Consider the following 22111-nt stretch of genomic DNA (forward strand, 5'->3'; position numbering starts at 1 on the left):
GAGAGCGGCGTCGCGGCCCAGGCCGCGGGCAGCGGCGGGTCGGCTACCGCTCCCCGGCCTCCCGGCGCCAGTGGGCGAGGTCGGCCCGGGTGGTGAGGGTGGCCGGATGGTCCGGGCCCAGCACCCGCAGGTAGTCCTGCAGCAGGGTGGTGAGTTCGGCAGCAGCTCCGGTCGCATTCCCCGACGCCCCGATCCAGAAGGCGAGGTTGGCCCGGCTGGCGAGGGTGACCCGGTGGTCCGGGTCCAGCACCCGCAAGCGGTCCTCCAGCAGCGCGGCGAGTGCGGCAGCGGCCTCCGCGGGGTTCCCTGCCTCTCCCCGCCAGCGGGCGAGGTTGCCCCGGGTGGCGAGGGTGTCCGGATGGTCCGGTCCCAGCACGCGCAGTCGGTCCTTCAGCAGGGCGGCGGTTTCGTCTGCCGCCCTGGCGGGATTTCCTGTCTTGCCGTGCAAGTGGGCGAGGTTAAACCGGGTGGTGAGGGTGGAGGGGTGGTCGGGCCCCAGTACCCGCAGGTGGTCCTCCAGCAGGGCGGTGAACGCGGCAGCGGCCCCGGCCGGATCACCTGCGTTCCCGCGCCAGCCGGCCAAGTTGTTCCGGGTGGTGAGGGTGTGGGGGTGATCGGGGCCCAGCACGCGCAGGCAGTCCTCCAGCAGGGCGGCGAGAGCGGCAGCGGCTCCGGCCGGGTTCCCCGCCTCACCGAGCGAGAGGGCGAGGGTGTTCCGGGTGTTGAGCGTTCCGGGGTGGTCGGGTCCCAACACCCTCAGGCGGTCCGCCAGCAGGGCGGCAGCTGCCTCCGCCGCACCGGCCGTATCCCCCGCCTCTGCGCGCCAGAGGGCGAGGTTGGACCGGCTGATGAGCGTACTGGGGTGGTCCGGTCCCAAGCCTTCGGTGGCGATGTTCGTGACGTGCTGGAGGTGCTGGACCGCGGCGGTTGCTTGGCCTGCGTGCCCGAGACTTTGGCCGAGGCGGTACAACACCAGGTGAGCAGCGGGCCGGTACAGGGCGCCTTCGGCGCGTGCGATCAGGGCGGTGGTGTTGGCGCGCAGGGCACTGGCCAGCCCGGTGTCGCGCTCGACGTCGGGCCAGACGGCGGTCAGGGCGGTGGCGGCAAGGCTCGCGAGCAGGTCGTGGTGCTCGGGGTGGAGGGAGTCGAGGACGGCCCGCTGGACGATCTGGTGGACCCGTACGGCCTGGTGGGCTTCGGCGGGGGAGTGGTCGATCAGGCTTAGGCGGTGCAGGGCCCGCAGAGCGCCGGTCGCCTCCTCCCGGGTGACCGCGGGGGGCCTCGGGGCAGGGTTGTCGGCGTGCTGGAAAGCCTGGTGGGTTCCGAGGTACGTCCGGACCAGATCGCTGGTCAGGACCCGGTCCGGGATGCCGTTCGGGTCGAGCATCGCAGCGAGCTCCAGCATGGGACGGGCCAGCCCGGCCGGGCGGAGCTCGTTCGCGCGGTCCACGGACAGGGACCAGGCGGCGGCCGCGGGGGCCGCCTGGTCGTCGGGCAGGCCGCCGGGCTCGGGGAGCAGGTCGGCCAGGTGGCGCGCGCGGTCGGCGAGGCGGGCACGGTAGCGGGCGACCGTGATGTGGGTGTCGATGAGGTAGGCGGCGGCCTGGGACAGGGCGAGGGGAAGGTGACCGAGGTCCTCGGCCAGGGCGGCGAGGTTCGCTTCGCGTTCGCGGCGGCCCTGGGCGGCCAGGGCCTGCTGGAGGTGGGCGGTGGCCTCGGCCGGGGTGAAGAGGCCCACCGGGACCAGACGGCCGTGGGTGGCCAGGGCGGCGTCGCGGCGGCGGGTGGTGACCAGGGTCCGGCCGTGTGGATGGGCCGGTGGCCACAGGTCGCGGAGGTCGCCTGGGTCGGCGACGTCGTCCAGGACGATCAGCCAGCGGGGCCGGCCGGGCGCGGGTTCGAGCCAGGCCAGGAAGGCCTGCGCGGCCCGCTCCGGGTCGGCCGGGTCCGCGTGCAGGATGTCGGCGGCGGCACGGGCGTAGGCGTCGATGACCGCCTGGCGGGTGGCGGCCGTAACCCACACCAGCAAGTCGACTTGGCCATCGGCCCAGGCACGGCGGGCGTGGTCGGCCGCGAGCTGGGTCTTGCCCACCCCGCCCATCCCGGCCAGGACCTGGCACACCACGGCCGTGCCCCCGCCCTCCACGGCGGAGCGCAGCCGGTGCACCTCGGCCCGGTCCTGGAAGGAACCGGCCCGGCGGGGGATCACCCCGACCTGGTGCGGCCAGGAGACGGCGGGCCGGGGAGCGGCCTGGTAGGTGACCTGGTCGATGTGGTGCGCCGCCAGGCTGCCCCGACTGGCGTGGACGTGCACACCGCCTGCCGGTGGTGCGGTGGTGGGGAGGCTCGGGAACGCCGCCGGTCCGGTCAGCCCTGGGCCGGATCCGGCACCGGAGGGGGGCCGATGTGCGCGCCTCCGTGCAGGACGGCCGCCGCGATCGATCCGCCCTCGGCGGTCACGGTGACGTCCCGCCCGGCGGCCACGCCGCCGGCTGCGGCCGAGACTCCGTGGGCTGCTGCGGTGTCCTCCAGCAGGGCGCGCAGTTCGGTGGCCGCCCGCTCCCGTTCCGTGTCGTCGTCCAGGCCCTCCAGGAGGTCCTCGATACGGGTCCGCCATGCCCGCGCCTGGAGGGCACGCTCCTGCTCCGAGCCGCCCCCGGCCACGAGTTCGGCCGCGCTCCGGTCCAACCGCTCCAGCTGTACCCGCTCCAGCTCGCCGTCGCCCCGGCCGAACCACCGCGCGACCCGGTCGCGGACTTCCGTCCACGCGTCCGTCGTCGCGGCCTGTACGACCGCGGCGCCCCCCGCCGCGGCCAGCGCCGCCAAGGATTCCGCCAGCACCTTGCCCACCCCCGTGTTTCCGGATCCTCGTACGCGGCCCTCGACGAGCCGCATCCGAACGTACTTCTGTGCGGCAGCGCGTACGGCCCTTTCGACCAAGAAAAGGCGGGCCACGGCCGCGGGTTCCGGGGTCGTCATCATGGAGCCCATGACGGACAACAACGGGGAAGCGAACGGCGGTCCGGTGATGTGCCCCGGCTGCGGCGCGGGAGACAACGTCCCGGTCGCCGACGTACAGCGGGGCAAGGACAGGCTCCGGCTCGCCCTGGCGCCGAACAAGACCGGCGACGGCTGCATGAACTTCATCGAGGGAGCCGTGATCGCGGGGCTGGTCGCCGCCGCGGGCGCGTACTACGCCGAGGACCGGGGCTGGCCCTGGCTCGTGCCGGTGGGGATCGTCGCCGCGCTGCTCGTCATGGTGGGGACGGTCGCCCTCATCCGCAGCGAGGGCAGGGACAAGCGGCGGGTGGAGGCCAGCGCCGCACGGGCGGCCGAGGTCGCCGCGGGGGCCCGGTTCTGCTCCGCGTGCGACGGGGTGTTCTTCCCGCCGGGCGGTCCGTGGCAGGGCGTGGCGGCTCCGGAGCGGTTCCGCCACCACGTCTGGACGGCCGCCGGGTACGGGGACCTGCTCGACGAGAAGGCGAAGGCGGCGTCCAAGGCGGAAGCCGAGGCGGCGGAAGGGCCCTGACCGCCGCCCACCCGGCTACTTCAGGTTTTCCGTGATCAGCTTCTTGAACTCGTCCGGGGTGATCGAGTCGATCCCCTTCCCCGAGTTCACCGTGAGCTTCGTGCCGTTGATGGAGACGTCCGGAGTGCCCTTCATGTCCTGGTCGTAGAAGGCCTGGCCGACCTTTTCGACCCACGGCATGTAGGTGAGTTCCTTGACCGCCTGGTTGAAGGCGGGCGTCCGCAGGCCCGGGACCTGATCCGCGAGCTCCAGCAGGGTGGCCGTGGAGCCGAACTTGTCGTCCGATTCCTTCTCCGGGTGGTTCTTGTAGAGCACCTGGAGGTACTCCATGAACTTCTCGGGGCTCTCGTTCACCGCCGCGCCCAGCGCGTTGACCGCCCGCTTGGAGCCCTTGCCACCGCCCAGCGCCTTGTCCAGGAACGTGGCGAAGTGGTACTCGACGCGGTACGCGCCCGCGTCCGCCTGCTCCTTGAGGGTCGTGCCGAGGCCGATCTCGACGCCCGCGCAGTAGGGGCAGCGCGGGTCGAGCCAGACGGAGAGGACGTTCTTCGCGCCGGCCTTGCCGTACGGGATCACGATCCCGTCCTTGCCGGTGGTGTTGGCGGGCTGGACGAAGGGCTTGTCGGCGCCCTCGTCGGCGGAAGCGCCCGAGCCGGAGGAGTTCGCCGCGTACGTCCCGACGCCGACCGCGAGGGCCAGTACGGCGACCAGCGCGCCGCCGATCAGCACGCGCCCGCGCAGCTTCTCGCGGCGGGCCCGGGCCTCGCGCTCCTCGCGCATCCGGTCGCGGGCCTCGCGCCGCTGGTCCTTCTTACTGCTTGCCATGCCCCAAGGATAAAGATCGTAGAGCGCCCAAGTAGGTGCCATTGGTGCGAATCGGGCGGGGACCTAAGTCCTTTGTCCGTTTCCGCGCAAGGTCCTGTGGAAGGTCCTGTGAAGGGCAGGCGAATGGTGGGACACATCTCCCGGGGCGGCGGTGAGTCGCGCGCGAAGAACTGATAGACAGTTAACCTCCACGGCCCGATCGACCGTCCGCTCGGCCGTCCGCGCGAAGATGTTCGGGGTGCGCGGAGCGTTATACGACTTTTTTACGTTTTACGGGGGCCCGGATCGGCCACCGCTCTGGGGGGATCGCCGCACTGTGAAGCCACTTCACCGTCACCTCGTCAACACCTCGCGCAAAGTCATGTGCACGGCCGCCCTCGCGGCCAGCCTGACCACCGCCGCGGTCGTGACCAACACGCCGATCGCGGGTGCCGGGGAAGCCGAGCCGACCCCCGACAGCCCCCAGGCCACCGATCGCGGTGACGCCCGGCTGGAACTGCCGGACCTGGTCGCCGACCCGCCGCCCGCGCCCCCCGGTGCCGCCAGTCCCAACGGGGCCACGGCCGGCATACCCGCGACCGCCCTCGACGCCTACAAGCGTGCCGAGATATCGGTGGCCGCGGCGCTCCCCGGCTGCCACCTGCCCTGGCAACTGCTCGGGGGCATAGGCAGGGTGGAGTCCGTACACGCCTCCGGCTACGGGCTCAAGGCGGACGGGTACACCGAGAAGCCGATCCGCGGGCCGCGCCTGGACGGCAACGGCTTCGCCGAGATCAGGGACACCGACAAGGGCGAGTGGGACGCGGACGCCGAGTACGACCGCGCGGTCGGCCCGATGCAGTTCATCCCCTCCACCTGGTCGACCTGGGGCGCCGACGGCAACGCCGACAGCAAGCGCGACCCGAACAACATCTACGACGCCGCGCTGGGCGCCGGTCTCTACCTCTGCGCGGGCCAGCGCAACCTCACCGACGCGGGCGACCTCGACAAGGCGATCCTCAGCTACAACAGGTCGCGCGAGTACGTGAACACGGTGCTCGGCTACATGCGCCAGTACCAGGCCGGCCAGGGCGCGACCCCGGTGCCGAACCCGCCGTCCGGCAACTACCCGACGCCGAACCCGCCGGTCCTGCCGACGCCCCCGGCCCCGCCGGCACCCGTGCCGACCCCGCCCCCGGTGCCGACTCCCACGCCGCCCCCGACGCCGCCGACCCCGAAGCCGCCCACCCCCGCCCCGACCCTGGACAAGCTGGTCCGGATCGGCACCAGGGAGCTCGCGGCGGAGGCCGGGACCGAGTTCGCGCGCACCCCGCTCGTCAAGGCGGTGCTCACCAACGGCATGCCGGCCGTCAACCAGGTGATCGTCTTCTCCATCGACGACGACACCACGGGCCGCACCGTCTTCGCGGGCGACGGCAAGGACTTCGCTGTGCTGCAAACCAACGAGAAGGGCCTGGTCCGGGTCCCGAAGCTGAAGGCGGGCCGCAAGGCGGGCACCTTCACCGTGCGCGCCTCGGGCTACGTGGCTTCGGCCGAGGTCTCCGTGAAGATCCAGGGCAAGGTCACCCCGGCCACGCCGGTACCCGTCCCGGAGGCGGACAAGCTCGTCCGCAGCGACGCGAACGCCGGCAAGCCGCTCACCGTGGAAGCCGGGACCGGGATCAAGGGCGTGCAGTTCCTGGCGACGGCGAAGGACAAGGCGGTCGCCGGGGCCAAGGCCACGGCCGGGCTCGGCACCAAGTCCGCGGACGGCACGTGGGTCCCCGCGGACCCGGCCAAGGCGGGGGAGAGCCCGTACTTCCTGGACAAGGACGGCAACAAGCTGACGGAGCTGGCGCTCCCGACGACCGGCGCGGACGGCAAGATCGCCCTGCCGGAACTGTCCACCACCGGCGTCGCCGCGGGCACGTACACGCTCCGCGTGTGGATCTCGGACCAGGCGGTCCTCTTCCTGGAGATCACCGTCACCGAGCCGCCCGTCACCGAGCCCCCGGTCACCGAGCCCCCCGTGACGGAGCCCCCGGCGACCGACCAGCCGACCCGCAAGAGCTAGTACCGCAGGACGCAGGCGCAGGACGCAGGCCGCAGGCCGAAGACTAGGACCCCTGGGGGCAAGCCCCCAGGGGTCCTAGTCATTGGTCGCCGGGGGCGTCGGGCGGGCGCGGTGTCACCGGGCCCTGCTCGGCGAGGTGGGTGTCCATGGTGGCGTTCAGATCGGCCATGAACTTCTCGAACTGTTCCAGGAGCCGGGGCGGGTAGGGGGACATCGCGGCATCGAGGCGGACGGCGAGCGGGCCGAAGAACTCGTCCGCCCGTTCCTGGATGTGCCCGCCGCTGCGCAGCGTCACGATGCGCCGGTCGGAGTGCTCGCGGGCGCGCGTGATGTGCCCTGCCGCTTCGAGGCGGTTCAGCAGCGCGGTGGTGGCGCCCGTGGACAGGGAGATCCGCTCGCTCAGCCGCGCCGGTGACAGGGGGGTGCCGCGCTCCTCGGCGGCGGCGATCTCCAGGACCGCGGTCGCGTCGGTGGAGTGCAGGCCCAGCCAGGCGGCGAAGCGCCGGCTGAGCTCGGCGTAGTGGCCGCCGTAGGTCCTCAGCGACTCCATCAGCCGCTCACGCTGCTCCGCGACGCCGTCGCGCACGGCTTCTTCCATGCCGAACCTCCACCCTTCTCTCCTGCCGCACGGTCCGCACGGTCACTCCTCTTTGACAACCTACCGTCGCCACTTTACCTTCATGGTGGAATTACTTCACCATGGAGGTATCTGGCATGCGCGACCCGTCCCCCACCCCTGACGAGACGACCGAGCCCTACAGGTGGCGATGGCTGATCCTGGTGGTGATGATCGTCGCGGAGGTCATGGACCTCCTGGACGCCTCGATCGTCAACGTCGCCGGACCGGACCTGGAGAGATCCCTCGGTGCCGGTTCCGTCGGACTGCAATGGGTGATCGGCGGCTACGGCCTCACCCTGGGCGCCGGGCTCGTGCTCGGCGGCCGGCTCGGCGACCGCTACGGCCGGCGCAGGATGTTCCTGATCGGCCTGGCGGCCTTCACCGCGACCTCCCTGCTGTGCGCGATCGCGCCGAACATCGAGTCGCTGATCGCCTTCCGCCTGCTGCAGGGAACCGCCGGAGCGATGCTGCTGCCCCAGGGCCTGGGTCTGCTGCGGGAGAACTTCTCCGGCCCCGAGCTCACCAAGGTCTTCGCGATCTTCGGACCCGTCCTGGGTCTGGGCGGCATCATCGGCCCGGTCCTGGGCGGCTTCCTCATCGAGGGCGACTTCTTCGGCCTGGGCTGGCGGTCGGTGTTCCTGATCAACCTGCCCATCGGAATCGCGGCCTTGATCGTCGCCGCGAAGTTCGTGCCCAAGAAGGCGGGCGACCGCACGATACGGGTCGACGTGACCGGCGCCGCCCTGGTCGTGGTGTCCTGTGCCCTGCTGGTGCTGCCGCTCAACCAGGGGCAGGAGGAGGGCTGGCCGCTGTGGACGTGGCTGTCCATGGCCGCCTCGGTGATCGGCTTCGCCCTCTTCGCCCTTCAGCAGCGCCGTACGGCCGCCGCGGGCCGCGAGCCGCTGGTGACCCCGGGCCTGCTGGGCAAGCCGGCCTTCACCGTCGGCCTCGGCGGCATCGCCCTGTTCTTCAGCGGACTGATCGGCACCCAGCTCGTCCTGACCCTGTTCCTCCAGATCGGCCGGCACTTCAGCGCCGGTGACGCGGGGCTGGGCAACCTGCCCCTCGCGGTGGGAACCGCGATCGGCGGCGCGGTCAGCGGCGCGTTCCTGGCCGACAAGATCGGCCGCAAGGTGCTCCAGATCGGACCGCTGGTCCAGCTGGCCGGCGCGGGCTTGCTGTGGTTCGAGCTGGACGGCCTCGATGCCGCCTCGTTCTCGATCTGGGACATCGTTCCCGGCGTGGTGGTGGCGGGGGTCGGCGCCGGCATGGTGATCGCCGCCCTGTTCAGCTTCATCCTGGCCGCGGTCGACGACGACGAGATCGGATCCGCCTCCGGTGTCCTGTCGGCCGTGCAGGCCATAGGCGGCTCCATCGGCGTCGCCGTCTTCGGCTCGGTGTTCTTCGCCCAGGCCAAGACCGGTGACTTCACCGGCGGATTCCACCGCGCGCTGATCGTCCAGGCGTGCCTGCTGACGGCGTTCCTCGCGATCACCTTCCTGCTGCCCAAGAAGGGCCGCCCCGACGAGGAGCAGCACGGCACCACCACCGAGCCCGCCACCGGTTTCGATGCGAAGCAGCACCTCGCCGTGTGAAACACGGCCGGCGGGAAAAGGCAGGAGCCCCGTCGACTCTGCTCGCGCAGAGAAGACAGGGCTCCTTGGGTACTGCATATCCAACCGCGATTGGTTGGCCCAGGCGACTAGGCCGGGGTGACGTTCTCCGCCTGCGGGCCCTTCGGACCCTGGGTGACGTCGAAGTTCACCAGCTGGTTCTCCTCAAGGGAGCGGAAGCCGGCGGCGTTGATCGCGGAGTAGTGGACGAAGACATCCGGGCCGCCGCCGTCCTGGGCGATGAAGCCGAAGCCCTTTTCAGCGTTGAACCACTTGACGGTTCCGGTAGCCATGAGCCCTCCTATGGGCCAAAGGGTCGCCCTGCTCCAGAACCTGCTAAGAAGTCTGAAAACTACAAAAGCCTGCGGGTCACATTCTCCGCAGGCCTCGTACTGCAAGGGAAACCAAACTGCAACTTGCGTCGAGCCTAGCACGCACATCCCGGCCGAGACCAGAGGGAAAGATCACGTCACTCGGACGTTTGAGACCCGCCAGACGGCTGACGGAGACGCGGGGGCTAGTCTCGCGATGTGGACGCCTATCGCAGCCGGCCCCGTGTCGGCCACATTCAGTTCCTGAACTGCCTGCCCCTCTACTGGGGGCTGGCCAGAACCGGCACGCTGCTGGACCTGGAGCTGACCAAGGACACCCCGGAGAAGCTCAGCGCGAGCCTCGTCCAGGGCGGCTTGGACATCGGTCCCATCACCCTCGTGGAGTTCCTCCGCAACGCGGACGACCTCGTCGCCTTCCCCGACCTCGCGGTCGGCTGCGACGGCCCCGTCATGTCCTGCGTGATCGTCTCGCAGGTCCCCCTGGACCAGCTGGACGGCGCCCGCGTCGCTCTGGGATCCACCTCGAGAACGTCCGTACGCCTGGCCCAGCTGCTGCTCGCGGAGAAGTACGGCGTACGGCCCGACTACTACACCTGCCCGCCCGACCTGGGCCTGATGATGCAGGAGGCGGACGCGGCGGTGCTGATCGGCGACGCCGCGCTGCGGGCCTCGCTGCACGACGCGCCCCGGCTCGGGCTCACCGTCCACGACCTGGGGGCGATGTGGAAGGAGTGGACCGGACTGCCGTTCGTCTTCGCCGTCTGGGCCGCCCGCAAGGAGTACCTGGAGCGCGAGCCGGAGGTCGTGCGGAAGGTCCACGAGGCCTTCCTCGCCTCCCGGGACGTCTCCCTGGAGGAGGTCGGCAAGGTGGCCGAGCAGGCGGCCCGCTGGGAGGCCTTCGACGCGGAACTCCTGGAGCGCTACTTCACGACGCTCGACTTCCGCTTCGGCCCCGACCAACTGGCCGGCGTACGTGAATTCGCGCGGCGCACGGGACTCACGACGGGCTATGCGCCCGATGTGAACGTGGAGCTCCTGCCGGTGGCCGTGCCGGGTCATTAGTGCGGCTTATGAGGGTATTCGCCTTCCGCCTTTCCGCGGAGCGGAATGGAGCGGAGCGGGAAGGCGAATACCCGCCGTTCACCGGGAATGCGTTCTCCTTTCACCGTCCCCCGATACCGCTCGATCCCGCTCCGGTGCGGGCGTGCGTGCGGGGCCTCGCGGGGACACGATGAAGGGGGCGACGGGGAGCCCGGGCGGCGGTCGCGAGCGTGCTCACCCAGGGGGCCATCGGAGTTCCGCCATGACCACACGCACAGTCGGCCGGGACATCACGGTCCTCGGCGACGCCCTCGAAGTGCCCGGCATCGGCTTCATCCCGGTCAACGCCTTCGTCCTGCACGCCCGGGAGCCCGTGGTCGTCGACACCGGCCTCGGCCTGCCCGACCGGGACTTCCTGACGACCCTGTCCGAGGCCGTCGACCCCGCCGACGTGCGGTGGATCTGGCTGACGCACCCGGACCGGGACCACACCGGCGGGATCTTCGCCCTGCTGGAGGCCGCCCCCGAGGCCCGCGTGGTGACCACCTTCCTCGGTGCGGGCGAGATGACCACGGAGCGCCCGCTTCCGATGGACCGGGTCTACTTCCTCAACCCCGGCGGGCGGCTCGACGTCGGCGACCGCTCCCTCACCGCCTTCCGGCCGCCCCTCTTCGACAACCCCGCGACCGTGGGCTTCTACGACGACCGGTCGCGGGCCTGCTTCAGCTCCGACTGCTTCGGCTCCCCCCTCCCGGACGGCGAGCTCGCGGCCGGCGGCGACGCCGGGGCGGTCGGGCCCGAGGACCTGCGGGCCGGCCAGCTGTTCTGGGCTTCGGTGGACAGCCCCTGGGCGTCGGTCGCCGACCGGGAGAAGTTCCTCGCCACGGTCCGGCCGCTCAGGGAGATGGACCCCGAGCTCGTGCTCTCCACCCACCTGCCGCCGGCCGCCGGGATCGGGCTCATCGCCCGGATGCTCGACACGGTGGGCCTCGCCCCCGGCCTCGACCCCTTCGTGGGCCCGGACCAGCAGGCCCTGGAACAGATGCTCGCCGGCTTCGAACCGGCCGCGGGTGCGGTGGCCGCGGCCTGAGCTGAAACGCGCCCTGCGGGGCCGTCCCCTACCCGCCCTTCGCCCGTTCCCCGGGCTCTGCCCGGACCCGGTCCTCAAACGCCGGACGGGCTGAAAGATCGCCTCAAACGCCGGCGGGGCTGGATTTATCCAGCCCCGCCGGCGTTTGAGGCGCGGGGTCCGGGGCGGAGCCCCGGGGAACGGGCGAAGGGCGGGTAGGGGACAACCACCCCTGCTACCGTCCATCGCCAAGATGCGGCAGGGCGGGGGCGAGAACGCATGGGCATTACGGGGTTCGTGGCCGGGGTCACGCTCTGGGGCACGCTGGCCGGCCTTCTGCTGCCCCGCGCCGTCTACCGCCTCGCGGTCGAGGCGGGCCTGCCCCGGCGCTCGGCCTGCCCGGCGGGGCATCCGCTGACCGGCCCGGCCCGCGGCTGGCTCGGCCTCCCGGTCTGCCCCCGGTGCGCACCCCCCGCGCCGAGCGCCCGGAACCGCCGGCGCGGGGGCTTCGCGCCCGCCGGCGGGGCCGTCCTCGCGACCATCCTGGTGTGCCTCGCGCTCGGGGCCGGGGTGGGGGCGCGGCCCGAGCTGGCCGTCTGGCTGCTGCTGGCGCCCTTCACCGTGCTGCTCTGCCTCGTGGACCGGGCCGTGCACCGGCTGCCCGACGTACTGACCCTCCCGCTGGCCGCCGGGACCGCCGTGGCCCTCGGAGCGGCCGCCCGGGCCGGGGGAGCCGGCGGCTCCTGGACGCGCGCCCTGCTCGGCGGGCTCGTCCTCGGCGGCGTCTACCTCCTCCTCTTCTTCATCAACCCGCGCGGCATGGGCTTCGGCGACGTCAAACTCGCGCTCGTCGTGGGGCAGGTGCTCGGCTGGTACGGGTGGCCCGTGCTCTTCGCCGGAACCTTCGCCGCGTTCCTCGGGGGCGCCGCGCACGGCCTCGCCCTGATCGCCCTGCGCCGGGCGGACCGCGGCAGCCCGATCCCCTTCGGCCCGTTCATGGCGGGCGGCGCCCTCGCGGGCGTGGTCTGGGCGGGACTCGGCCTCGGCGGCGCGGCGGGTCTGTGATCGCCTCCGGGCGCCGCTGAGCAGGGTCCCCGTGCGCCCGGCAGGGGGCCACGGCGGGGGAGGGGGCGGCTGGCGTAGGCTGGATCGGTCCGGCACCTTGACACAGCCGAACGCCAGCCGAACGACACAGCCGAAAGGTGACGCACCGGTGACCGACCAGGCCGCTCTCCAGTCAGTCCTCGACCGAGCCGCCGCTGGGGGCCGGATCACCAAGGAAGAGGCGCTCGACCTCTACCGCCACGCGCCGCTGCACGCGCTGGGCCAGGCCGCCGACGCGGCCCGCCGGCTGCGCTACGCCGGTACCGAGCACATCGCGACGTACATCATCGAGCGCAACATCAACTACACCAACGTGTGCGTGACGGCGTGCAAGTTCTGCGCCTTCTACGCGGCCCCCAAGGACGTGAAGAAGGGCTGGTCCCGCGACCTCGACGACATCCTGCGCCGCTGCGCGGAGACCGTCGAGCTGGGCGGCACCCAGATCATGTTCCAGGGCGGCCACCACCCGGACTACGGCGTCGAGTACTACGAGCACCACTTCTCCGCCATCAAGCAGGCCTTCCCGCAGCTGGTCATCCACTCCCTCGGCGCGTCCGAGGTCGACCACATGGCCCGGATCTCCAAGGTGTCGGCGGAGGAAGCGATCCAGCGCATCCACGCCGCCGGCCTCGACTCCTTCGCGGGCGCCGGCGCCGAGCTGCTCCCCGAGCGGCCGCGCAAGGCGATCGCCCCGCTCAAGGAGTCCGGCGAGCGCTGGCTGGAGATCATGGAGATCGCCCACAAGCTGGGCGTGGAGTCCACCTCCACGATGCTGATGGGCACCGGCGAGACCAACGCCGAGCGCATCGAGCACATCGCGATGATCCGGGACACGCAGGACCGCACCGGCGGCTTCCGCGCCTTCATCCCGTACACGTACCAGCCCGAGAACAACCACCTCAAGGGCCGGACCCAGGCGACCGTCTTCGAGTACCTGCGCATGATCGCCATCGCGCGGCTCTTCCTCGACAACGTCGCCCACATCCAGGGCTCCTGGCTCACCGTCGGCAAGGAGGCGGGCCAGCTCTCCCTGCACTACGGCGCCGACGACCTCGGTTCGATCATGCTGGAGGAGAACGTGGTCTCCTCGGCCGGTGCCAAGCACCGCTCCAACCGCATGGAGATCATCGACCTCATCCGCAAGGCGGGCCGCGTCCCGGCGCAGCGCGCCACGACGTACGAGCACCTCCTCGTGCACGAGGACCCGGCGAACGACCCGGTCGACGACCGCGTGGTCTCGCACATCTCCTCCACCGCCATCGAGGGCGGCACGGCCCACCCCGAGCTGAAGCTCATCTCCTCGAACTGAGCGCCCGTGCTGACGATCCACACCGCCGAACTCCTCGTGACCGGGCCCTCCGGTCGGGGCCCCGCGCCGCTGCCCGGCGGCGCGGTCCTGGTCGAGGGCGACCGCATCGCCCGGGTGGGCCCGTACGAGGAGCTCGCCGCGGCCTACCCGCACGCGCGCGCCCGCAGCTGGCCCGGGGTGCTGACCCCGGGGCTGCTGGTGCGCGGCGGCGACGAGCTGCTGGAGCGCACGTACTACCCGGACGACCCGTACGAGATCACCGAGCTCGGGGCCGAACCGATCAGCGGCGCCGCGGCGTTGGCGGACCTGAAGATGACGGAGCCGCGCTGGGGCAGCAGCGCGCGGCGCGGTACGCAGAAGCTGCTCGCCCGCGGGGTGGTCGCGGTGGCGGGCCGCTTCACCGTCCCGGCCGTCCGGACGGCCGTGGTCCGCTCCGGGCTCACCGTCGTTCCGCCCGCTCCCTACGAGGGGCCGGCCTCCCTGGACCCGCTCGCCGGCCGGACCGCGGCCGAGGAGGCCTTCCACGGAGTCCTGGAGCCGGGCGCCCCGGCCCGGTTCGCGGTGTTCGCGGTGGCCGGTCCGGCGGAGCTGCTGGTGGAGGGCCCGACGAGCTGCGTGGCCACGGTCATCGGCGGCAGGCTGCTCCACCGCCGACGCTGAGCCCGGCGGCATCCGTCTGGGTGAGGGCGGACAGGAGACAGACCTGGAGGCGGCTGAGCCCGCCCAGCTTCTCGCGGATGTTGGACACGTGGAATTTGACGGTGCCGACGGACAGGCGGAGCTTCTCCGCCAGCTCCGAGTTGCTCGCGCCCGTGCATAAATTCATGAATACGACCGACTCTTGGCGCGTGAGCTGAATTTCTTCCTGAGGTCCGGAGTCGGTCCCGGAGCCGGCCCCCGACTCCGGCCCGGACCCCGGCCTGGACTGGAACCGGCTGGGCAGACAGATGGTCATGCCGTTGTCGATTTCCATGATCCCCCCCGGGATGTTTCGATCGATTTTTCATTGTAACTGCACGGCTGGAGAGGGGAATGGCGGGATTCGGTCAGAACTGTGACGATCCGGTGGGGACGGTCGATCACGGGACGAGAGGCCCCCTCACGTAATTCCCGCGCGAGTCGAACGGCCAGGCGTTCGACCGGCATCCCAGCAGCCCTTTGAGCTGCTGCATCATCGCCGGAGCGGGCAGCCCCGGGCCGGGGCAGGTCTCGTGGCCGCGGCCCAGTTCGTGGCCCACCTCGTGGTTGACGATCAGCGCCCGGTACTCGGCGGGCGGACCGTCGAACTGGGGAGAACCGAGCTGCCAGCGCCGGAGGTTGACGACCACCTGGTGCCCGCTGCGGCAGTTCGCCTCCCCCTTCAGCTCCGGGGTCACCACCTGGCAGAGCCGGTCCGTGGTGGCCGGGGTGGCGATGCGCACCGTGAACTCCACCGGGCCGGACCCGGTCAACCGGAACCCGTACCGCGGGTCGCGGGTCCAGCCGCGCGGGTCGCCGAGCACGGCGTCCACCGCGCGGGCGGCCTCGTCCGGATCGACGCCGGAGCCGTCCTCGGCCTCGACGCGGTAGCGCCGTACCGGTCCGGAACCGTGGCGGGGGCCGGAGACGGTGGAGGCCCGGAAGGTGCCGGGGCCCCGCTCCGGGACGGCCGGAGGGCTCGGGGCGGGGGTGGCGGAGGGGCTCGGGGCGGGCGTCGGCGAGGGCGTCGGCGGCGTCGGTGAGGGGGAAGCCGTGGGCGGGGGCGCGGGGTCGAGCGGGGCCGTCTGCCCGGACGGCGGGGGCTGCGGCGCGGAGAGGTCCGCGCGGGGTGCGGACACCTGGGGCAGGAGCCCCGCCACGGCCGCCGCGACGGCGGCACCCGAGCAGAGCACGAGCGGCAGCACCAGCCGTGCGGACCGGCTGCGGGCGGAGCGGTGTTTCGTCATGTCGGAGCCGAGTCGGTTCGTGTCGCGTCGGGGATCAGGCGGACGTGAGCTGGGCGGCGAGTCGCATCCGCTCCTCCAACTGCGTCTTGGCCAGCGCCAGTACCTCGGCGTTCTGCTCGATCAGCCGCTTCTGGTAGGCGACTTCGACCGCGAACCAGATGCCCACCAGATTGGTGCGCTGCTTGCAGGCCACGTCCTGCTGCGCGGCGGTGACCGCCTGCGGAGATCCGAGGGTGGCGTCGTTGAATCCCAGTTCGGGGCTGACCGGATTGTCGGTCCGGTAGCCCTTTTCGGCCATGCAGGCGGACCATTCCTTGATCGCCTTTTCGACCCGGCTGTCCTGCCGGGAGCGCCCGTAGGCGTCGAATCCGAAGTTCTGCGGGACCATGATGTCGACCGAGTTCTTCACCGGGGCGTAGAGCTTGAGGAAGGATTCCCGCATGCAGCCGCCCGACGGCACCTTCTTTCCGTCGACGGTGAGGGAACCCAGACCCGATTTCTCGGATTCCTCCTGGCTCATGGGGATGGGTTTCGCGGGATCCACCTGTTCCTCGCCGTGCAGGAAGAGCTTCTCGTTCGGCCCGAGCTGCTTCGCCGCCGGCTTGGGCGGGCGGTTCTCCAGCGCCGGGTTGTTGTAGCCGTAGCGGGCGGCGACCGTGGCGTCGGACAGCCCGTAACGCCTGCTCTCGTCGCGCGGCTGCGCCACGGACCCGGCGCGCGGGGACTCGTACCGGAACCCGTAGCGCTGCATGCACTGGTCGACCAGTTTGTCCTGGGCCTTCGTCAGCTGGGAGTTCTGCTCCCCGGTCGGTACGTACGCGTCGAGCGGGAAGCGGAGGTCGGCGCTGGCCAGCACGGTGGTGACGGCGCCGGTCGAGGGCTCCTCGGCGGACGAGCCGCCGCCCGGGTCCGAGCCGCCGCACCCCGCGAGGGCCAGGGGTAACAAGGCGACGCCGAGGGGTCGCAGCAGGCGGCGGGGGAAGGGCATGACGGCTCCGGTGGGAGATGAGACGATGTGGGCGCGCCGCTCCGCCCGATGGTTGCGGGCGGAGCGGCGCTCGTGCTGCACAGGGTGAAGAGGTGTCAGCGGACCCAGTACGCCGAGGAGATGGCGTTCTTGAAGGTGGCGCTGGCGTTGCCCGCGTAGCCCGCGGGGATGGTCCCGTGGGAGCCGCCGCGGTACCAGTCGGTGTAGACGTCCCAGGTGAACGAGTCCAGATTGCGGTAGGACTCCGTCCAGTCGTTGGTGGTGTGACCCGCGCAGGACTGCGAGCCCTTGAAGTAGTCGTTGGCGAAGTTGACGTCGTCGAGGACGAGGTCGAACACCGAGTTGCCCTGGTTCTGGAAGCAGAAGAGACCGAACTCGCCGGACGTGATCCAGCCGTCCTTCTCGGCGGCGGTGGCCGAGCCGAGCGAGAGGCCTACGGCGGACAGTGCGAGTGCTGCTGTGACGGCGGCGCGCATGACGATGCGAGAACGCATGGCTGTGCCTTTCCGTGAGGAGCGTTGACAGCGTCGGTACCCGGACGGGGTGCCTGCAGACACCGGATCCGGCAGGTGATGGGCCCATCGGACGGGCTGAAGTCAACGGGGTCCCGGCCACCCGGACAACTAGCCTTCGGGCCAGTTACGTCTGGGGTGGGTGGCTCCTACGGTGTAAGCGGAGGCGCCCTGTTGCCGTACGGCGCCCGCTCCGGAGCCGGCTCGCGGCGGGAGCGTACGAAGGGGTCGATTCCTGTGTCATCTCCACGCGTCCGGTCCGCGTCCGCGCCGGTGCTGCTGTCCCTGGCGTCCCTGATGTCGGCGGTGCTCCTGCTGTCCGGCTGCTCGGGGGGCGAGTCGGACGGCCGGGCCGCCGCCCCGCCGTCCGGCGCCGCCACTGGTACGGGTACGGGTACGGGTACGCCGACGGCCGCCGCACCCGCGCCGACCGGCAAGGACGCCGCCGATCCCAAGCAGGCGGCGTTCTTCGCCTGCCTCAAGGACCAGGGGCTGCCGATGAAGGACACCCCCTCGGGGGTGCAGGTCGTGGATCCGGCCAAGGCCGACCCCGCCAAGGTCCGGGAGGCCGAGAAGGCCTGCGCGGCCAAGCGCGTGCGGCCCCCGGTGGACGCGGCGACGCTCGCCAAGGCGAAGGAGTTCGCCGCGTGCATGCGCGCGAACGGGGCCGCGGACTTCCCCGACCCCGACCCGGTCACGGGTGACTCCGAGGTCGACGCCGGGCTCAAGACGGACCCGAAGGCGGCTGCCGCCCTCCTCAAGTGCGCGGACAAGGCCCCGGCGGGTTCGTCCTCGGGCGTGGTGGGTGGATGAGCGCGAAGCACCGTAGGTGGGTCTTCGCGGTGGCGGGAGGGGCGGTCCTGCTCGCGGGCGCCGGAGTCGGCGCCTCGGCGCTGATCAAGTCCCCCGCGCAGGTGGCGGCCGACGCGGGGCCGCCCCCGATGGACGTCCTGGTGGCCCGGGTCGAGAAGCGGGTGCTGCGCGACACCGTCATCCTGCGCGGCACCGCGACCGCCACCCAGACCGTGCAGGTCACACCGACCGCGCGGGCCGAGGGCGGGGCGGCGCCGGTGGTCACCAAGGTGGCGGCCACCGCGGGGAGTCCGGTGGACGCGGGGCGGGTCCTGCTGGAGGTATCGGGGCGGCCGGTGTTCGTACTGCCGGGCAAGCTGCCCGTGTACCGGGACCTCAAGCCGGGGGCCACCGGGGAGGACGTCAGGCAGCTCCAGCAGGCGCTGGCCGGGCGGGGGCACCCGACGGGCGGCGACAAGGCCGGGACCTTCGGGGCCGGCACGAAAACGGCACTCACCGCCTTCTACCGCTCGATCGGCTACGACGCGCTGCCCGCGCTCGCCGACGGCGGCGAGGCGGTGGAGGCCGCGGAGGAAGCGGTGACGGCGGCCCGGCGGGCGCTGGAGGACGTACGGGCGGGGGCCGGGGCCGGAGCGGGGGAGGGAAAGCCCGCCGGCTCGGCCGCGAACCCCCCGGCCGCGAACGCCTCCCTCGTGGAGTCCGGGGCCGGTTCGAACCCGGGGTCCTCGCGCGCCGTCCGTCGGGCCGAGGAGGACCTGGCCAAGGCGCGGCGCAAGCTCACCGAGGCGCAGGAGGTCGCGGGGCCGATGCTCCCGGCCGGCGAGGTCGTCTTCCTGGAGGGCTTCCCCGCGCGGATCACCACGGTGAACACCCGCGTCGGCTCCGCGGCCACCGGTCCCGCACTGACGCTGTCCGCGGGGGCGCTCGTGGTGCGGGGGCAACTCCAGGAACACCAGAAGGGCTTGGTCCGGGCGGGCCAGCGCGTGGAGATCCGGTCCGAGGTCAGCGGGGTGACGGCCACGGCCAAGGTCACCTCGGTCGCCGACACGGCCGCGGCCCCGCCCGCGCAGCCGCAGGGCGGGACCGGGGACGGCCAGCAGCAGGCCCCGGCGGGAACGCCGGGCTACGCCATGGTCGTGGAGCCCGACAGCCCGCTGGACCCCGCGCTCGCGGGACAGGACGTACGGCTGACCGTGGAGGCGGCGGCCACCTCCGGCGACGCGCTGGTGGTCCCGGTGAGCGCGGTCTCCGCGGGCGCGGACGGGCGCACCAGCGTGTCCGTCGTCGACTCCGCGGGGAAGCGGCGACAGGTGGAGGTCCAGGCGGGCACGACGGGCGACGGCTACGTGGAGGTGAAGCCGACCACGACCGGCGCACTCTCCGAGGGGGACAACGTCGTCACCGGCGTCAACCCGGGCCTGAGCAGGGGCGGCGGAGGAAAGACGCCGTGACCCCGACGGGGGAGGAGGCGGGACCGGAGCCGGGGCCGGGGCCGGAGCCGGAGCCGGAGCCGGAGCTGGAGCGCCGTACCGGTGGCCCGGATGCGGCCGTCATCGAGTTTCGGGGTGTCGGGCTCGCCTACCCGGGGCCGCCGCCCGTCGTCGCGCTCACGGGGTGCGATCTGGTGGTGCGCAGCGGTGAGTTCGTCACCGTCGTCGGGCCCTCCGGGTCGGGCAAGTCCACGTTCCTCAACATCGCCGGGCTGCTCGACGCCCCCACCGCCGGTACGTACCTGCTGGACGGGGTGGACACCGGAGCGCTCGGGGACAGCGGCCGGGCGGCGCTGCGGGGCCGCCGCATCGGGTTCGTCTTCCAGTCCTTCCACCTCCTCTCCCACCGCTCCGCCCTGGAGAACGTGGCCCTCGCCATGCTCTACAACGGCTTCCCCCGCCGGGAACGCGAACCGCGCGCCCGCGAAGCCCTCCTGCGGGTCGGCCTCGGGCACCGCGTCGACGCCCTGCCCACCCGCCTCTCCGGCGGCGAACGGCAGCGCGTCGCCATCGCCCGGGCCCTGGTGACCCGCCCCTCGCTGCTGCTCTGCGACGAGCCGACCGGCAATCTGGACACGGAGAACGCGGGAACGGTGCTGGCACTCCTCGACGAACTGCACGCGGACGGGATGACCGTCCTGGTGATCACCCACGATCCCGAGGTGGCGGCCAGAGGAGGCCGTACGGTCCGCATCCGCGACGGCGTGCTCGCCGAGGACCGGCCGCCGGTCGCGGGGGCGGCGGTATGAGGCTCCTGCCGCGGAGGCCGCTGAAGCCGCCGCGCCGCCTCCCCCCGCCCGAGCGGCCCACCCGCCTCGCACCGCGGGACATCCTCGGCGAGGCCTTCGCCGGGCTGGTGCAGCGGCCCGCCCGCTCGGCGCTGACCGCGCTGGGCACCGTACTCGGCGTCGGATCCTTCGTCGCCATCCTCGGCCTGACGGCCACGACCTCCTCCCAGATCGACGCCCGCTTCAGCGTGCTCGGCGCCACCGAGGTCACCGTCGAGGACGTGGCCCGCAGCCAGGACCAGTTCGCCGGCCCCGGCTTCCCCGCCGACGCCGACGAACGCACCGAACGGCTGGGCGGGGTCCGCGACGCGGGCGTCTACTACACCGTCCGGCTGCCCGCCGACGGGACCGTCCGCGCGGCCCCGGTCGGCGGCGCCGCCCGCGGCGAGAAGATCGACGTCGTCGCCGCCTCACCGGGCGCCCTGCGCGCCGCCGTTCCCCGGATCGACCGGGGGCGGCTCTACGACGCCTACCACTCCCGCACCCGGCAGCGGGTCGCCGTCCTGGGCGCGGCCGTCGCCTCCCGGCTCGGCATCACCACGCTGGACACCGCGCCCGCCGTGTTCATCGGGGACGAACCCTTCACCGTGGTGGGGATCATCGGCGACGTGGAGCGCAAGGCGGACCTGCTCCTGTCCGTCGTGGTCCCGCGCAGCACCGCCGAGGAGATCTGGGGACCCCCGCAGGGCGACGGCGCCCGCATGCTCATCGCCACCGAACTCGGCGCGGCCCAGCAGGTGGCCCGGCTCGCCCCTACGGCGCTGCGCCCCGACCATCCCGAGTACCTGAAGGCCGTGGCCCCGCCGGACCCGCGCTCGCTGCGCACCAACGTCTCCTCGGACCTGGGCCGGCTCTTCCTGATCCTGGCCGGGATCTGCCTGATCATCGGCGCCGTGGGCATCGCGAACACGACGCTGGTCGCCGTCCTGGAGCGCACCGGGGAGATCGGCCTGCGCCGGGCCCTGGGGGCGCGGGGCCGGCACATCAGCGGCCAGTTCCTCGCCGAGTCGGGCGCGCTGGGCGCACTCGGCGGCCTGGTGGGGACCTCGCTGGGCTGCGTGACGGTGGTGCTCGTGGCGGTGTTCCGCGACTGGACCCCGGTGATCCACCCGGCGACCGTGCTCGCCGCCCCCGCGATCGGCCTGCTGACCGGCCTCCTGGCCGGCCTGTACCCGGCGTGGCGGGCCTCCCGCGTCGAACCGGCGGAGGCCCTGCGCCGGTGAGGCCGGCCCGGCCGGGCGGGCAGGCGGGCCGGCAGTCGGGCGGCCGGGCGGCCGGGTGCGGTGCCCGGGGGCCTGCGAGAATGGCGGGGCGGTCCGCAGCACGGACCCTGCCGAACCGTTCAACCGTTCAACCGCTCGCCGAACCATTCGCACCGCACCCGAGGGGCCCACGCCAGTGACATCCGCTTCCCTGGACAAGCAGCCGCACGAAGTCGCCTCCATGTTCGACGGCGTGGCGGCGAACTACGACCTCACCAACGACGTCCTCTCCCTCGGGCAGGCCCGCCTGTGGCGCAAGGAAGTCGCCAAGGCGGTCGGCGCGCGCCCCGGGCAGCTCGTCCTCGACCTGGCCGCCGGCACGGCCACGTCCTCGCTGCCCTTCGCCGCGAGCGGTGCGTACGTCGTGCCCTGCGACTTCTCCCTCGGCATGCTCCGCGAGGGCAAGAAGCGCAACCCCTGGCTCCCCCTGACGGCGGGCGACGCGACGAAGCTGCCCTTCAAGGACGACTCCTTCGACACCGTCACCATCTCCTTCGGCCTGCGCAACGTCCAGGACACCGACGCCGCGCTGCGCGAGCTGTACCGGGTCACGAAGCCCGGCGGCCAGGTCGTGATCTGCGAGTTCTCGCAGCCCACCTGGGCCCCCTTCCGGACCGTGTACACCGAGTACCTGATGCGCGCGATGCCGCCGGTCGCCCGCGCGGTCTCCTCCAACCCCGACGCGTACGTCTACCTCGCCGACTCCATCCGCGCCTGGCCCGACCAGCCGGCGCTGGCCACGCTCCTGCAGAAGGCCGGCTGGTCCAAGGTGGCCTGGCGCAACCTGAGCGGCGGCATCGTGGCCCTGCACCGCGGCACCAAGCACGCGTAGTACGGGA

Annotated in this window: 22 protein-coding genes; 13 read left to right on the forward strand and 9 right to left on the reverse strand. The window is 72.5% G+C overall.

Features of this window, described 5'->3' with window-relative positions; all coding sequences use genetic code 11:
• Window positions 1–43: 43 nt before the first annotated feature.
• Together ACODT5_RS41375 and ACODT5_RS41380 are read right to left on the reverse strand one after the other, a co-directional pair.
• A complete protein-coding gene (locus tag ACODT5_RS41375) occupies window positions 44–2314 on the reverse strand; it encodes a tetratricopeptide repeat protein (RefSeq protein ID WP_422524111.1) in 2271 nt (756 codons plus the stop codon).
• A gap of 53 nt (window positions 2315–2367) precedes the next feature.
• Window positions 2368–2895: a hypothetical protein gene (locus tag ACODT5_RS41380; RefSeq protein WP_422524112.1), complete on the reverse strand. Its 528-nt coding sequence runs from the start codon at window positions 2893–2895 to the stop codon at window positions 2368–2370.
• A 94-nt stretch (window positions 2896–2989) separates the two neighbouring features.
• On the opposite strand from ACODT5_RS41380, the gene ACODT5_RS41385 reads away from it, so the two are divergent.
• Window positions 2990–3529, forward strand: a complete 540-nt coding sequence (locus tag ACODT5_RS41385) for a hypothetical protein (protein WP_422524113.1) — start codon at window positions 2990–2992, stop codon at window positions 3527–3529.
• Between the two features lie 15 nt (window positions 3530–3544).
• Here ACODT5_RS41385 and ACODT5_RS41390 read toward each other — a convergent pair whose 3' ends face one another.
• Window positions 3545–4354 carry a thioredoxin domain-containing protein gene (locus tag ACODT5_RS41390; RefSeq protein ID WP_422524114.1) on the reverse strand — a complete coding sequence of 270 codons (810 nt, stop codon included), beginning with the start codon at window positions 4352–4354 and terminating at the stop codon, window positions 3545–3547.
• Between the two features lie 316 nt (window positions 4355–4670).
• Between ACODT5_RS41390 and ACODT5_RS41395 the strand changes: the two genes are divergently transcribed.
• Entirely contained in the window at window positions 4671–6407 is a 1737-nt protein-coding gene (locus ACODT5_RS41395) for a lytic transglycosylase domain-containing protein (protein WP_422524115.1), read from the forward strand.
• Between the two features lie 79 nt (window positions 6408–6486).
• Here ACODT5_RS41395 and ACODT5_RS41400 read toward each other — a convergent pair whose 3' ends face one another.
• Window positions 6487–7005 (reverse strand): MarR family winged helix-turn-helix transcriptional regulator, encoded by a 519-nt coding sequence (locus tag ACODT5_RS41400; RefSeq protein WP_422524116.1) that lies wholly within the window; start codon window positions 7003–7005, stop codon window positions 6487–6489.
• Window positions 7006–7121: 116 nt separating this feature from the next.
• Here ACODT5_RS41400 and ACODT5_RS41405 point away from each other — a divergent pair, with 116 nt between their 5' ends.
• Window positions 7122–8621, forward strand: coding sequence for an MFS transporter (locus ACODT5_RS41405; RefSeq protein ID WP_422524117.1), 1500 nt, complete (start codon window positions 7122–7124; stop codon window positions 8619–8621).
• A gap of 107 nt (window positions 8622–8728) precedes the next feature.
• Here ACODT5_RS41405 and ACODT5_RS41410 read toward each other — a convergent pair whose 3' ends face one another.
• Complete coding sequence (locus tag ACODT5_RS41410) at window positions 8729–8932, reverse strand: cold-shock protein (protein ID WP_112451444.1); 204 nt, start codon at window positions 8930–8932, stop codon at window positions 8729–8731.
• Between the two features lie 237 nt (window positions 8933–9169).
• On the opposite strand from ACODT5_RS41410, the gene ACODT5_RS41415 reads away from it, so the two are divergent.
• From ACODT5_RS41415 to ACODT5_RS41435, 5 genes are all read left to right on the forward strand, one after another.
• Window positions 9170–10033, forward strand: coding sequence for a menaquinone biosynthetic enzyme MqnA/MqnD family protein (locus ACODT5_RS41415; protein WP_422524118.1), 864 nt, complete (start codon window positions 9170–9172; stop codon window positions 10031–10033).
• Between the two features lie 241 nt (window positions 10034–10274).
• On the forward strand, window positions 10275–11102 hold the full coding sequence (locus ACODT5_RS41420; protein ID WP_422524119.1) for an MBL fold metallo-hydrolase: 828 nt from the start codon (window positions 10275–10277) through the stop codon (window positions 11100–11102).
• A 258-nt stretch (window positions 11103–11360) separates the two neighbouring features.
• Window positions 11361–12146: a prepilin peptidase gene (locus ACODT5_RS41425; protein WP_422524120.1), complete on the forward strand. Its 786-nt coding sequence runs from the start codon at window positions 11361–11363 to the stop codon at window positions 12144–12146.
• A gap of 148 nt (window positions 12147–12294) precedes the next feature.
• On the forward strand, window positions 12295–13494 hold the full coding sequence (gene mqnC / locus ACODT5_RS41430) for a cyclic dehypoxanthinyl futalosine synthase (protein WP_422524121.1): 1200 nt from the start codon (window positions 12295–12297) through the stop codon (window positions 13492–13494).
• Between the two features lie 6 nt (window positions 13495–13500).
• Window positions 13501–14154 (forward strand): imidazolonepropionase-like domain-containing protein, encoded by a 654-nt coding sequence (locus ACODT5_RS41435; protein WP_422524122.1) that lies wholly within the window; start codon window positions 13501–13503, stop codon window positions 14152–14154.
• Here the strand turns inward: ACODT5_RS41435 and ACODT5_RS41440 are convergent.
• From ACODT5_RS41440 to ACODT5_RS41455, 4 genes are all read right to left on the reverse strand, one after another.
• Window positions 14120–14467, reverse strand: a complete 348-nt coding sequence (locus tag ACODT5_RS41440; protein ID WP_422524123.1) for a response regulator transcription factor — start codon at window positions 14465–14467, stop codon at window positions 14120–14122. The two genes, ACODT5_RS41435 and ACODT5_RS41440, sit on opposite strands and share 35 nt — an antisense overlap.
• 106 nt (window positions 14468–14573) lie before the next feature.
• Complete coding sequence (locus ACODT5_RS41445; RefSeq protein WP_422524124.1) at window positions 14574–15419, reverse strand: DUF3152 domain-containing protein; 846 nt, start codon at window positions 15417–15419, stop codon at window positions 14574–14576.
• Between the two features lie 34 nt (window positions 15420–15453).
• The gene (locus ACODT5_RS41450) at window positions 15454–16407 is read right to left on the reverse strand and encodes a hypothetical protein (RefSeq protein ID WP_422524125.1); all 954 of its coding nucleotides are present in this window, start codon (window positions 16405–16407) and stop codon (window positions 15454–15456) included.
• A gap of 95 nt (window positions 16408–16502) precedes the next feature.
• Window positions 16503–16901, reverse strand: a complete 399-nt coding sequence (locus ACODT5_RS41455; RefSeq protein WP_422524126.1) for a hypothetical protein — start codon at window positions 16899–16901, stop codon at window positions 16503–16505.
• Window positions 16902–17156: 255 nt separating this feature from the next.
• Here ACODT5_RS41455 and ACODT5_RS41460 point away from each other — a divergent pair, with 255 nt between their 5' ends.
• The 5 genes from ACODT5_RS41460 (at window position 17157) to ACODT5_RS41480 (ending at window position 22104) form a co-directional block, all read left to right on the forward strand.
• Complete coding sequence (locus ACODT5_RS41460; protein WP_422524127.1) at window positions 17157–17732, forward strand: hypothetical protein; 576 nt, start codon at window positions 17157–17159, stop codon at window positions 17730–17732.
• Window positions 17729–19183 (forward strand): peptidoglycan-binding protein, encoded by a 1455-nt coding sequence (locus ACODT5_RS41465; protein WP_422524128.1) that lies wholly within the window; start codon window positions 17729–17731, stop codon window positions 19181–19183. Before ACODT5_RS41460 ends, ACODT5_RS41465 begins: the two co-directional genes overlap by 4 nt.
• Before the next feature lie 65 nt (window positions 19184–19248).
• Window positions 19249–19971 carry an ABC transporter ATP-binding protein gene (locus tag ACODT5_RS41470; RefSeq protein ID WP_422525193.1) on the forward strand — a complete coding sequence of 241 codons (723 nt, stop codon included), beginning with the start codon at window positions 19249–19251 and terminating at the stop codon, window positions 19969–19971.
• The gene (locus ACODT5_RS41475) at window positions 19968–21233 is read left to right on the forward strand and encodes an ABC transporter permease (protein ID WP_422524129.1); all 1266 of its coding nucleotides are present in this window, start codon (window positions 19968–19970) and stop codon (window positions 21231–21233) included. Before ACODT5_RS41470 ends, ACODT5_RS41475 begins: the two co-directional genes overlap by 4 nt.
• A gap of 175 nt (window positions 21234–21408) precedes the next feature.
• Complete coding sequence (locus tag ACODT5_RS41480) at window positions 21409–22104, forward strand: demethylmenaquinone methyltransferase (RefSeq protein WP_422524130.1); 696 nt, start codon at window positions 21409–21411, stop codon at window positions 22102–22104.
• The last annotated feature ends 7 nt before the right edge of the window (window positions 22105–22111 follow it).

This window comes from Streptomyces tatrensis (genome assembly GCF_049310065.1).
Taxonomy (GTDB): Bacteria; Actinomycetota; Actinomycetes; order Streptomycetales; family Streptomycetaceae; genus Streptomyces.